At 65.7% G+C, this 11,234-nt stretch carries 11 protein-coding genes and 1 pseudogene; 8 read left to right on the plus strand and 4 right to left on the minus strand.

Annotation, left to right across the window (positions count from 1 at the left end):
* Positions 1 to 61: 61 nt before the first annotated feature.
* Positions 62 to 1,381 (minus strand): DUF3422 family protein, encoded by a 1,320-nt coding sequence (locus EN846_RS26665; protein ID WP_127393188.1) that lies wholly within the window; start codon positions 1,379 to 1,381, stop codon positions 62 to 64.
* A 209-nt stretch (positions 1,382 to 1,590) separates the two neighbouring features.
* Here EN846_RS26665 and EN846_RS26670 point away from each other — a divergent pair, with 209 nt between their 5' ends.
* Genes EN846_RS26670 through EN846_RS26680 form a run of 3 tightly spaced genes read left to right on the plus strand, consistent with a single transcriptional unit; the run spans position 1,591 to position 4,383 of the window.
* Complete coding sequence (locus EN846_RS26670; RefSeq protein WP_127393187.1) at positions 1,591 to 2,388, plus strand: FCD domain-containing protein; 798 nt, start codon at positions 1,591 to 1,593, stop codon at positions 2,386 to 2,388.
* Positions 2,389 to 2,410: 22 nt separating this feature from the next.
* Positions 2,411 to 3,547, plus strand: coding sequence for an alpha-hydroxy acid oxidase (locus tag EN846_RS26675; RefSeq protein ID WP_127310491.1), 1,137 nt, complete (start codon positions 2,411 to 2,413; stop codon positions 3,545 to 3,547).
* A 59-nt stretch (positions 3,548 to 3,606) separates the two neighbouring features.
* Positions 3,607 to 4,383 (plus strand): metallophosphoesterase family protein, encoded by a 777-nt coding sequence (locus EN846_RS26680; RefSeq protein WP_127393039.1) that lies wholly within the window; start codon positions 3,607 to 3,609, stop codon positions 4,381 to 4,383.
* Between the two features lie 46 nt (positions 4,384 to 4,429).
* On the opposite strand, the gene EN846_RS26685 is transcribed toward EN846_RS26680, so the two are convergent.
* Complete coding sequence (locus EN846_RS26685) at positions 4,430 to 4,570, minus strand: hypothetical protein (RefSeq protein ID WP_189340537.1); 141 nt, start codon at positions 4,568 to 4,570, stop codon at positions 4,430 to 4,432.
* Positions 4,571 to 4,984: 414 nt separating this feature from the next.
* Positions 4,985 to 5,683, minus strand: coding sequence for a type 1 glutamine amidotransferase (locus tag EN846_RS26690; RefSeq protein WP_127393040.1), 699 nt, complete (start codon positions 5,681 to 5,683; stop codon positions 4,985 to 4,987).
* A 75-nt stretch (positions 5,684 to 5,758) separates the two neighbouring features.
* Between EN846_RS26690 and EN846_RS26695 the strand changes: the two are divergent.
* The 4 genes and pseudogenes from EN846_RS26695 (at position 5,759) to EN846_RS26710 (ending at position 9,659) form a co-directional block, all read left to right on the plus strand.
* Positions 5,759 to 6,406 (plus strand): annotated as a pseudogene (locus tag EN846_RS26695) (hypothetical protein).
* Positions 6,407 to 6,437: 31 nt separating this feature from the next.
* Positions 6,438 to 7,172 carry a 16S rRNA (uracil(1498)-N(3))-methyltransferase gene (locus EN846_RS26700; RefSeq protein WP_127393042.1) on the plus strand — a complete coding sequence of 245 codons (735 nt, stop codon included), beginning with the start codon at positions 6,438 to 6,440 and terminating at the stop codon, positions 7,170 to 7,172.
* A 104-nt stretch (positions 7,173 to 7,276) separates the two neighbouring features.
* Positions 7,277 to 8,650, plus strand: a complete 1,374-nt coding sequence (locus EN846_RS26705; protein ID WP_127393043.1) for a glutamate--cysteine ligase — start codon at positions 7,277 to 7,279, stop codon at positions 8,648 to 8,650.
* A gap of 103 nt (positions 8,651 to 8,753) precedes the next feature.
* Complete coding sequence (locus tag EN846_RS26710; RefSeq protein WP_127393044.1) at positions 8,754 to 9,659, plus strand: DUF937 domain-containing protein; 906 nt, start codon at positions 8,754 to 8,756, stop codon at positions 9,657 to 9,659.
* Positions 9,660 to 9,807: 148 nt separating this feature from the next.
* Here EN846_RS26710 and EN846_RS26715 read toward each other — a convergent pair whose 3' ends face one another.
* On the minus strand, positions 9,808 to 10,098 hold the full coding sequence (locus EN846_RS26715) for a DUF1127 domain-containing protein (protein ID WP_127393045.1): 291 nt from the start codon (positions 10,096 to 10,098) through the stop codon (positions 9,808 to 9,810).
* A 178-nt stretch (positions 10,099 to 10,276) separates the two neighbouring features.
* Here EN846_RS26715 and EN846_RS26720 point away from each other — a divergent pair, with 178 nt between their 5' ends.
* Positions 10,277 to 11,233 (plus strand): LysR substrate-binding domain-containing protein, encoded by a 957-nt coding sequence (locus tag EN846_RS26720; protein WP_127283821.1) that lies wholly within the window; start codon positions 10,277 to 10,279, stop codon positions 11,231 to 11,233.
* Position 11,234: the final 1 nt, after the last annotated feature.

Consider the following 11,234-nt stretch of genomic DNA (forward strand, 5'->3'; position numbering starts at 1 on the left):
GTCCCACGCGAGGCTACCCCCTCTGTCGCCTTCGGCGACATCTCCCCCTCGAGGCGGGAGACTACTCGCCCGGATGCTTCGCCGGCTCAGAGTGCATGCGCCGCACGCGGCGCACCCCCCACCAGACCAGCAGCACGACGACTGGCACCGCGGCGGCGGTGACGATTTCGGGCGCGAAGGCGTGGCCGAAGATCGAGGCGCCCTTGGCGAGATAGGAGATGAGGCCGACGACGTAATAGGAAACGGCGGCAACGGAAAGCCCCTCGACCGTCTGCTGCAGGCGCAGCTGCAGGCGGGCGCGGTTGTTCATCGAGGCCAGCAGGTCGCGGTTCTGCTTCTCGACCTCGACATCGACCCAGGTGCGCAGGAGCGTGGTGGCGCGGGTGAGTTTGCGCGACAGGTTGGCCTGCCGCTCCTCGACCGAGCGGCAGGTCCGCATGGCCGGCGCCATGCGCCGCTGCAGGAAGCCCGCCCAGGTGTCGTAGCCGGACACCGGCTCTTCCTCCAGCGCCTCGAGCCGCTCGACGACAATGCCGTCATAGGCGCGGCTGGCGCCGAAGCGATAGAGGCTGGAGGCGGCATCCGCCTCCAATTCGGCGGCCAGCTCGGTCAGGTCGGCAAGCAGCGTCTGGCTGTCGCGGGTCTCTGCCCCCTTCATTTCCAGCGTGGTCTGCGCCAGCCGGTCCTCGATGCGGCGGGCGCGGCCGGAGAGCGTCAGCGCAAGCGGCAGGCCGAGCATGGCCAGCGTCCGGTAGGTCTCGATGTCGAGCAGCCGCTGTGACAGCGCGCCGGTGCTGGCCGGCGTCAGCCCGCGGTCGAGCACCAGCATGCGCGTCAGGCCGTCGCCGTCCTGGCGGAAGTCGGTGACGATGGCCGCGTTGCCGCGGCCGACCAGAGAGTAGCAGAGGCTGGTCGGGTCGAAATCGGCAATGAGCTTTTCGCTGGTTTGCGTCCATTTACGGATCTCGAGCCTGATCCCGGATATGACCGTGCCCGGCGGCGAAAACCCGTTGCCAAAAGGCGAATCCTCCTGCGATCCGGCGCTTTCGGCAAGCGGCCCTTCCCACAGGTAGGTGGAGAATTCGGTGTGCCGTTCCCAGCGCAACGAGCCCTTGCCCCACTTCATGGCATGGTGGCGGGCCTGGCGGTCGGGGGCGGCGATGCCAAGGCGTCGCGACATCTCCGAAAGCACCGCGTGGTCGACGCCAGAGCCGCCTTCGGTCATGAAGGAAAGCTGGATCAGCACGCGCGACTTCTCGATCAGCGGATGCGGCCGGGCATGGACCTCGCCAAGCGCGCCGGCGCGGCCTCCATGCGCCGGAAAACCCATGACGCTGCCCTGGGCGCGTGGCTGGAATTCGATGGACGTCTCGTCCGACACGGCCGGTCCCCCTGTTCTTGACCCTGCGTGTATCGGCGTCCTCTAGGGCCAATCGCCCGGAGACGCAAACAGCAAAGTTTAGCTGACGGGCATATAGGAGGGCGGCGTCGGCAGCGAGCCACATCGGAGGAATTGGATAAATAATTTGACCAGTTGGGGACAGAGGCTTTAATCTGGGCGACAACCGCTTCCCTTTCCCAGGCGCCCCGTTGAGCGATATTTTCTCCAGGATCGAGCATTCGCGCACCGCCGACGAGGTGGTGCAGCAGATCGAGAGCCTGATCCTGGAAGGCGTGCTGCGCACCGGCGACCGGCTGCCGGGCGAGCGCGAGCTGGCGCGCCAGTTCGACGTGTCGCGGCCGATCCTGCGCGACGCGCTGAAGGCGCTGGAGGGGCGCGGGCTGCTGACGACCAAGGCCGGCGGCGGTACCCATGTCGCCGACGTCATCGGCCAGCTGTTCACCAAGCCGGTGACCGACCTCATCTCGATGCACCGCAAGGCGGTGACCGACTATCTGGAGTATCGCCGCGAGATCGAGGCGGTCGCCGCCGAATACGCGGCGCGGCGCGCCACGCCGGAAGACCTTACGCTGCTCGACAGCATCATGGCCCGCATGGACGAGGCGCACCGCACCGGCGATTTCGACGACGAGGCCGAGATCGACATCGAGTTCCACCACGCCATCTCGGAATGCGCGCACAACATCATCCTGCTGCATACGCTGCGCTCCTGCTACCGGCTGTTGTCGGAAGGTGTGTTCCAGAACCGGCTTCTGGTGTTCAGCGTGCCCGGCGCGCGCGAGGCGCTGCTTCACCAGCACCGGGCGATCTATGCGGCGATCAAGGCCGGCGATCCGGCTGCTGCCCGGGAGGCGGCCATGGACCACATCTCCTATGTCGAGCGCTCGATGCTCGAGGCCGAACGCAGCGGCGACTGGCAGCGCGTGTCACGGCTGAGGCTAAGACAGCGCTCCGAGGCCGGCGACGGCGCCAAGACAACGAATTAGCGAACACCCAGCGGGAAAGACCATGAGCGACATCCTCACCATTGCCGATCTGAAGGACCTGGCGCGCCGCCGCGTGCCGAAGATGTTCTTCGACTACGCCGATTCCGGCGCCTGGACCGAAAGCACCTACCGCGCCAACGAGGAGGATTTCGCCAAAATCAAGTTCCGCCAGCGCGTGCTGGTCGATATGAGCAACCGCTCGCTGGAAACGACCATGATCGGCGAGAAGGTGGCGATGCCGGTGGCGCTGGCGCCAACCGGGCTGACCGGCATGCAGCACGCCGACGGCGAGATGCTGGCGGCCCAGGCGGCGGAGGAATTCGGCGTGCCGTTCACGCTGTCGACAATGAGTATCTGCTCGATCGAGGATGTCGCCTCAGTGACGAAGAAGCCGTTCTGGTTCCAGCTCTACGTGCTGCGCGACAAGGACTTTGTCCTCAACCTCATCGACAGGGCAAAGGCGGCGAATTGCTCGGCTCTGGTGCTGACGCTCGACCTGCAGATCCTCGGCCAGCGCCACAAGGATGTCCGCAACGGCCTGTCAGCGCCGCCGAAGATGACGCTCGCCAACATCATCGACCTGGCGCTCAAGCCGCGCTGGTGTCTGGGCATAGCTGGCACCAAGCGCCGCACCTTCCGCAACATTGTCGGACACGCCAAGGGGGTCGGCGACGTCTCTTCGCTGTCGTCGTGGACGACGGAGCAGTTCGATCCGCAGCTTTCGTGGAAGGATGTCGCCTGGATCAAGGAACGCTGGGGCGGCAAGCTGATCCTGAAGGGCATCCTCGACAAGGAGGACGCGCTGATGGCGGCCCAGACCGGCGCCGATGCGATCGTCGTTTCCAACCATGGCGGACGCCAACTCGACGGCGCCGCCTCGTCGATCGAGGTGCTGGAGGAGATCGCCGACGCCGTCGGCGACAGGATCGAGGTGCACATGGATGGCGGCATCCGCTCGGGCCAGGACGTGCTCAAGGCGCTCTGCCTCGGCGCCAAGGGCACCTATATCGGCCGGCCCTTCCTCTACGGCCTCGGCGCCATGGGCAAGGACGGGGTCACCAAGGCGCTGGAGATTATCCGCAAGGAGATGGACATCACGCTGGCGCTGTGCGGTAAGCGTTTGGTAACCGACATGGGCAAGGACCAGCTGAGGCGCTAGGGCCTATTCACCTATGCGCTCTAGTTTCCCGTGATGATCGATACGGGAAGACGCTCGCCGTGACCGAAACCGGCATCCATTATCTCGACGCGCGCGGGCCGGAAGGCCTGCGGCTCTACGCCATCGGCGACGTGCATGGCCGGCTCGACCTTCTGGCCGCCATGCACCGCCGGATCGAGAGCGAGCTCGAATACAAGCCGACCGCCGACTGGCGCGTCATCCATCTCGGCGACTATACCGACCGTGGTCCGGATTCCAGGGGCGTGATCGATTTCCTGTTCGACGCAAGGGCACGCGACCCGCGCCATCTGATGCTTGCCGGCAACCACGATGTCGGCTTCCTCGACTTTCTCGCCGAGCCCGACGCGGACGGCCTGTTCATGCGCTATGGCGGCATCCAAACGGCGCAGTCCTACGGCGTGACGCTGCCTGCGGCCAGTGGCTGGTTCGGCACGGCGGAGACGGCATTGCGGGAGGGACACGCGACCCTGGTCGCGGCCGTGCCGCGAGCCCATGTCGACTTCCTGCGCTCACTGCCGTTTTCGGTGGCGTTCGGCGACTTCTTCTTCTGCCATGCCGGCATTCGGCCAGGCGTACCGCTCGAAAGCCAGAGTCCGCAGGACCTGATCTGGATTCGCGACGCCTTTCACGATCACCCCGGCCTTTATCCGAAAGTGATCGTGCATGGGCACACACCGGTGCCGGAGGCCGAAATCATGGCCAACCGCGTCAATGTCGACACGCTCGCATGGCATTCGGGAACGCTCAGCGCGCTCGTCGTCGACGGCGCGGATAAGCGCATCCTGACGGTCGAGGCGCAGCGGTTCCAGTCATGATCCCGGCTATGGGATCAGCTTTCCGTTTGTCGGGAAGGACCAGGCTTTAGCGAAGGGCGGCGGTGACGCCGTAGCCGTCGACGGCCTGGTGATTGTTGGCGGCGTCGGCCGAATAGATGCCGAGGCCGCACAGGACGATGGCAGACAGCATGATAAAGGACAGAAGCGCTGCTTTCACGGACGTCATCTCTGGTTGAGCTTCCTGCATCTGTGCACGACCCGGTTACCAATGCGTTGAAACGATAAAATGCGTCTCAATGTTTCGACGATTTCGCGTTTCTAAGCAGATTCCGTATCGCCGGTGTGTCGCGCGGATCACACATAAGGTTCATCGCGGTTGCACCGGCGATACAAAGCGCGCGCCTTCTAGGATGGCGCGCGGACACAAACCAAGGATGAAAAGGGTTTTCCCCAGCCGGAACTGCCGTGGCGTGCCAATAATGTCACGCCGCCCCAGGTCGGTGTGCGCCAAGGTGGGTTGAGATTCAGGTCAGGCCGAGCCGAAAACGATGGCCTCTGAGAACCGGAGCGGAGCGTACTTTGAAGTACGTGAGCACCGGAAGCGCATTGCAGGCCGGCCTCACCCGAATATCGACACGCCTCAGATGGTCGCCACCCAGGCGCGGGCAATGGCCAGACCGGCGGCGTCGGCATCGGAACCATTGCGGGTGATTTCGCCGTCGAGCCGGTCGTTCCAGTCGGGATGGCGCTCGGCGATGAGGGAGGCGAAGGACGTGCTCCAGTCGCGCACCATCGGCGTGTCCGCCTCGAAATGGAACTGGAAGCCGTAGACGGCGCGGCCAAGGCGGAAGGCCTGGTTCTCGGCGACGGCGCTGCCTGCCAGCCGCACGGCATTTTGCGGCAGCACGAAGGTGTCGTCGTGCCATTCGAAGATCGGGAAATTCTCCGGCAAGGCGGCCAGCACCGGATCGGTCTTCGCCGCCGGCGTCAGCGACACCTGGTGCCAGCCGAACTCGGTGGCGCCGCCGATCTGGTTCTCGCCGCCGAAGGCCCGCGCCAGCAACTGGCCGCCGAGGCAGATGCCGAGCACCGAGCGGTCCCTGTCGGCGAAGTCGCGGGTCAGATCGAGCAGTTCGGGGAAATAGGGGCAAAGCTCGTCATCGAGCGCGTTCTGGGCGCCGCCGAGCACGACCATGGCGTCATGCTCGCCGCTGTGCCCGGGCAAGGCCTCGCCGTTGCAGGGCTTGCGCAGATCGATATCGGCGCCGGCCTCGACCAGCGCTGCGCCAATTTGGCCAAGGCCTTCATTGTCGAAATTCTGGACGACCAGGACGCGCATCGAAACCCTGCTGACATGATATTGAGCCCGCGAGCGATATCATGGTGCCCGCATCGCAGCCAAGAAGGAACGCCTATGCCACTGCAGAACCGGGTCGATCCGTTCGGCGCCATCCATGCCGTGCCCGAACGCGGCCTGTTCACCGGCAATCGCGGCATCATCCACGACCCCGAGACGAAGACGTTGCTGAAGAAGCGCTAGGCGCTTGAGGCCTGGATCATCTGCGTGTGCCAATTTCGCAATGTGCGACGCGAGCCGATGGGCCGCAACAGGCCGGGCGGCAAGGCGGGCTGGACCGAACTGTTCTTCCTCGACGAGGTGACGGCGCTGGCCGCCGGCCATCGGCCCTGCTTCTTTTGCCGGCGCGAACGGGCCAGCGACTTCGTCCGCCGGTTCGGCGAGACCTCCGCCATCGCCGAGCCGCGCGCGCCGATGCTCGACAAGCGGCTGCACAAAGAGCGGCTGGCCTCGGGCGGCCAGCCGCCAACGGTCAAGCCCGAAGAGCTGGACGCCCTTCCCGATGGCGCCATGGTCGCGGACGGCAACACGGCCTATGCCCTGCGTGGCGGCAAGGCGCTGCGCTGGTCGTTCGCGGGCTACGGCACAGCGGCCGCTTTCGGTGACCTGGGTGGCCGGCCGCTTCGCCTGCTGACACCGGCGACCACCATCTCGGTGCTGCGGCAAGGCTACGCGCCGGCATGGCACCCTTCGGCCGAGGCTTGACGGCAAAGTCCGCCTCGCCCATTGCTCGGCGATGCGCGCCAATTACAAGATGCAGCGGCTGTTCGTGCCGGACGACCTCGGAGCGGGCATCGAATTCGATGCCGGGCAGCAGCAGAGCCATTACCTGATGCATGTGCTGCGCCTTTCCGAAGGCGCCGAGATCCTGGTCTTCAACGGCCGCGACGGCGAATGGTTGGCGGCGATCGCCGCCAGATCCAAGAAGGCGGTGCGGCTGAAGGTGCTCGACCAACAGCGGCAGCAGCCGCAGCTGCCCGACCTCGTCTACTGCTTCGCGCCGCTGAAGCAAGGACGGCTCGACTACCTGGTGCAGAAGGCGGTCGAGATGGGCGCCGGCATCCTGCAACCGGTGATCACCCAGCATACGCAGGTTGCAAAACCGGGCATCGATCGGCTGCGCGCCAATGTCGTCGAGGCGGCCGAGCAATGCGGCATCCTCGCCGTGCCCGAGGTGCGCGAGGCGGAAAAGTTCGAGCGCCTGCTGACAGGCTGGGACAAGGAACGGCGGCTGATCTTCTGCGACGAGGATGCCTCGACCAACAACCCTCTGCCGGCGCTGCAGGCGGTCGGCGAGACAAAGCTCGCGCTGCTGGTCGGGCCGGAAGGCGGCTTTTCCGACGACGAGCGCAAGATGCTGAGGGCATTGCCTTTCGTCACCGCCATCCCGCTTGGGCCACGCATCCTGCGCGCCGACACCGCCGCCGTGGCCGCGCTCGCGGTGATGCAGGCCACGATCGGCGACTGGTGATCAAATCCAGTTGAGCCTTGGCTCAGGATTTTTCGCTTGATCGGCTACTGACATTTCGTCCATTTAGCGCCCGGCGGCGAGATAGCCGCTGCGGAGGGCTTCCCATGGCGCGCGACACAACCGATTTCCGGCCCATCGAGGGCGTCGACGAGCTCGTCGCCTATCTTGCCGAAGGCAACAAGCCGCGCGAGCAATGGCGCATCGGCACCGAGCACGAGAAGTTTCCGTTCTATGTCGACGGCAACGCGCCGGTGCCGTATGGCGGCGAGCGCGGCATCCGCGCCATTCTCGAAGGCATGCAGCAAAAGCTCGGCTGGGACCCGATCCTGGACGACGGACGCATCATCGGCCTGGTCGAGCCGACCGGCCAGGGGGCGATCTCGCTGGAGCCCGGCGGCCAGTTCGAACTGTCGGGCGCGCCGCTGGAGTCGATCCACCAGACCTGCCGCGAGGGCAACGCGCACCTCTCCCAGGTGCGCGAGATCGCCGAACCGCTGGGCATCCGCTTCCTCGGCCTCGGCGGCAGCCCGAAATGGTCGCTCGCCGAAACGCCGAAAATGCCGAAGTCGCGCTACGAGATCATGACGCGCTACATGCCGAAGGTCGGCACCAGGGGCCTCGACATGATGTACCGCACCTGCACCATCCAGGTGAACCTCGACTTCGAGAGCGAGGCGGACATGCGCCGCAAGATGCAGGTCTCGCTCAAGCTGCAGCCGCTGTCGACGGCGCTGTTCGCCAACTCGCCCTTCACCGAAAGCCGGCCGAACGGACTGCAGAGCTGGCGCGGCGATATCTGGCGCGACACCGACAACCAGCGCTCCGGCCTGCTCGAATTCTGCTTCTCGCGCGATTTCGGCTTCGCCGACTATGTCGAATGGGCGCTCGACGTGCCGATGTATTTCGTCATCCGCGACGGCCACTATCACGACATGACGCACATCACCTTCCGCCAGTTCATGGCGGGGGCCGCCCGCAATGAGGTCCCGGACGGGCTGCCGACGATGGGCGACTGGGCGAACCATCTGTCGACGCTGTTCCCCGACGTCAGGCTGAAGCGCTTCCTCGAAATGCGCGGCGCCGACGGCGGGCCGTGGCGACGCATCTGCGCGCTGCCGGCCTTCTGGGTCGGGCTGCTCTACGACGAGGCGGCGCTGGAGGCCGCCGAGGCGCTGACCGCGAGCTGGACCTACCAGGAAGTGCTGGCAATGCGCAACGCGGTGCCGGAGCTGGGCATTTCGGCGCCGTTCCGCAACACGACCTTGCGCGATGTCGCCCGCGACGTGCTCGCCATTTCGCGCTCGGGGCTGAAGAACCGCGCCCGCAAGAACCGCGACGGCTATGACGAGACCTCGTTCCTGAACACGCTGGACGAAGTCGTGGCGCGCGGCACGACCAGCGCCGAGGAAATGCTGTCGGCCTACCACACGCGCTGGGGCGGCTCGATCGAGCCGGTGTTCATGGAATATGCTTACTGACCCTTCGCCGTCCGCCCGGCGGAGAGGGCGGCAAAAGCCGCTTCAATCAGCGATGGAAACGAACTAGGCTTCTCCAACGAGGATGTTCCCGGAGGAGAACCCAATGCCTTCCCTGTTCGACATATTCGCCCAGGCCCAGAACGGCGCCGGCATGCAGGCGCTGGCTCAGCAATTCGGGCTTTCGATGCAGCAGACCCAGGCCGCGGTCGAGGCGCTGCTGCCGGCCTTTTCGCAAGGGCTGCAGCGCAACACGGCCGACCCCTACGGGCTCGGCGCTTTCATGACGGCGATGGCGAGCGGCCAGCACGCCAAATATTTCGAGGACGCGACCCGGGCCTTCTCGCCGCAAGGCATCAACGAGGGCAACGGCATTCTTGGCCATCTGTTCGGCTCGAAGGAGCTGTCGCGGGCCGTCGCCAGCCAGGCCGCGCAAGCGACCGGTCTCAGCCAGCAGGTGCTGCAGCAGATGCTGCCGGCGATGGCCTCGATGATGATGGGCGGGCTGTTCAAGCAGACCACCAACCAGATGCAGGCGGCGGGCGGCTTCGGCGGCGGCGGCAATCCGCTCGGCGAGATCATAGAGCAGATGATGCGACAGGCGGGCGGCAGCGCGCAGCATCAACAGGCGCCCAATCCCTACGGCGACAACCCGCTCGGCAAGGTGCTGCAGGACATGTTCGGCGGCGGCGCGCAGCAGCCGCAGAGCCAGCCGCAGCAGGCGCCCAATCCCTATGGCGACAACCCGCTCGGCAAGATGTTCGAGGAGATGCTGCGGCAAGGTGGCGGCGGTTTCGGCTTGCCCGGGGCCGAGCCGGCGCCGCAGCAACCGCAGGCGTCTCAGCCACGCCAGGCGCCACAGCCGCAGACCAATCCGAGCGGCAGGCCGCGGAACCCGTTCGACGATATCTTCGGCAAGATGTTCGAGACCGGCGCACAGCAGCGCGACGAGTATCAGAAGGGCATGGAGACGATCTTCGATCAGTTCAAGCGGGGCATGGATCGACGATAGCCCGAAAAGAAAAGCCCGGTCCTTGGGAGGACCGGGCAGCGTGCAGGCAGGCCGGGGGGAACCGGCAGGGAGTGGGGAGCCTGCATGAACCTTGGTCGCCGCGCCCCTTGAAAAGGCTCCGGGCGACCTGAATGCGCCGCCGGCTCGATCAAGCCACCTTGCGGGCGAGATCCTCGATCGTGTCGACCCGGTCGCTGGCGATCGCGCGCAGCTTCACGGTCGGATCACGGCCAAAGGGCACGGCAACGGCGACGTGGAGGTCGGCGCGCGTCAGGCCGATGTCGGCGAGCTCGGCGTCCGACATCTCGCCGAGGCGATAGAATTCGCGGCGGTTTTTCCAGGCGCGGTAGGCATCGGCGACGGCATTGAGCACGCGCGTCGCAACGGCCGGACGCGTGGTGATGCGCGAGGTCTCGGTGGCGAAATCAAACGTGGTCATGTCAGTCCTCCTTCAGAGTCGAGCAGACGAAGCCGGGCAAACGTCGCTGGGAGGAGCGCCGTTCCGGTCTCGATTCACATGCCTTCATGTGGATGTTGGAGAATGTGCCACCGTGCAATTGATTAATCCAACGAATGTTTCTAATCTTTAGCATCAACATCAATGATGGATTGGACCGATGAAAGCGCCGCTCGATCTCGATCAGTTGCAGACCTTCATCTCGATCGCCGATACCGGCAGCTTCACCCGCGCGGCGGAAGAGGTGCACCGGACGCAGTCGGCGGTGTCGATGCAGATGCGCCGGCTGGAGGAGCGGATCGGCAAGCCGCTGTTCGAAAAGGACGGCCGCACCAACAAGCTGACCGAGGAAGGCGACAGGCTGCTTTCCTATGCAAGGCGGCTGATCTTCCTCAACCGGGAGACGCTGGCCGCCTTCGACGACAAGCGGCTGGAAGGCACGATCCGCATCGGCACGCCGGACGACTACGCCGACCGCTTCCTGCCGGAGATCATGGCGCGCTTCACGCGCTCCAATCCGCGGGTCGAGCTGACCGTCATCTGCGAGCCGACGCCCGGACTTGTCGAACACATCAAGCGCGGCAATCTCGACCTGGCCCTGGTGACGCACAACGACACGCGCGGCCAGTCGGAAGTGGTGCGGCGCGAGCCGCTGTTGTGGGTGACCTCGGCCAACCACGCCACGCATGAGCAGGAAATCCTGCCGATGGCCTTCGGCCGGCCGAACTGCATCTGGCGCCGCGCCGCCGTCGACGTGCTCGACCGGCAGAACCGCGAGTACCGCATCCTGTTCTCGAGCTTCTCGGCGACCGTCATCACCGCCGCGGTGCTTTCCGGCCTCGCGATCTCGGTGCTGCCCGAATGCGCGCTGCGGCCCGGCATGCGCGTGCTCGGCGAGGCAGACGGCTTCGGCACCCTGCCCGACTGCCGCATCGGCATCATGCGCGGCCAGACCTCGCAGCCGGAGATCGTCGACGCGCTTGCCCGCCACATCTGCGAAAGCCTCGACAACATATCGGTGCCGCTCGGCGAAGAGACGGGAAGCTTCGATTTCGCCGCGCTCGCCTTCACCAAGATGAAGCGGACCAAGCCGAACCAGATCATGCCGGGCTGGTAGG

This window comes from Mesorhizobium sp. M4B.F.Ca.ET.203.01.1.1 (assembly GCF_004791025.1).
Taxonomy (GTDB): domain Bacteria; phylum Pseudomonadota; class Alphaproteobacteria; order Rhizobiales; family Rhizobiaceae; genus Mesorhizobium; species Mesorhizobium abyssinicae.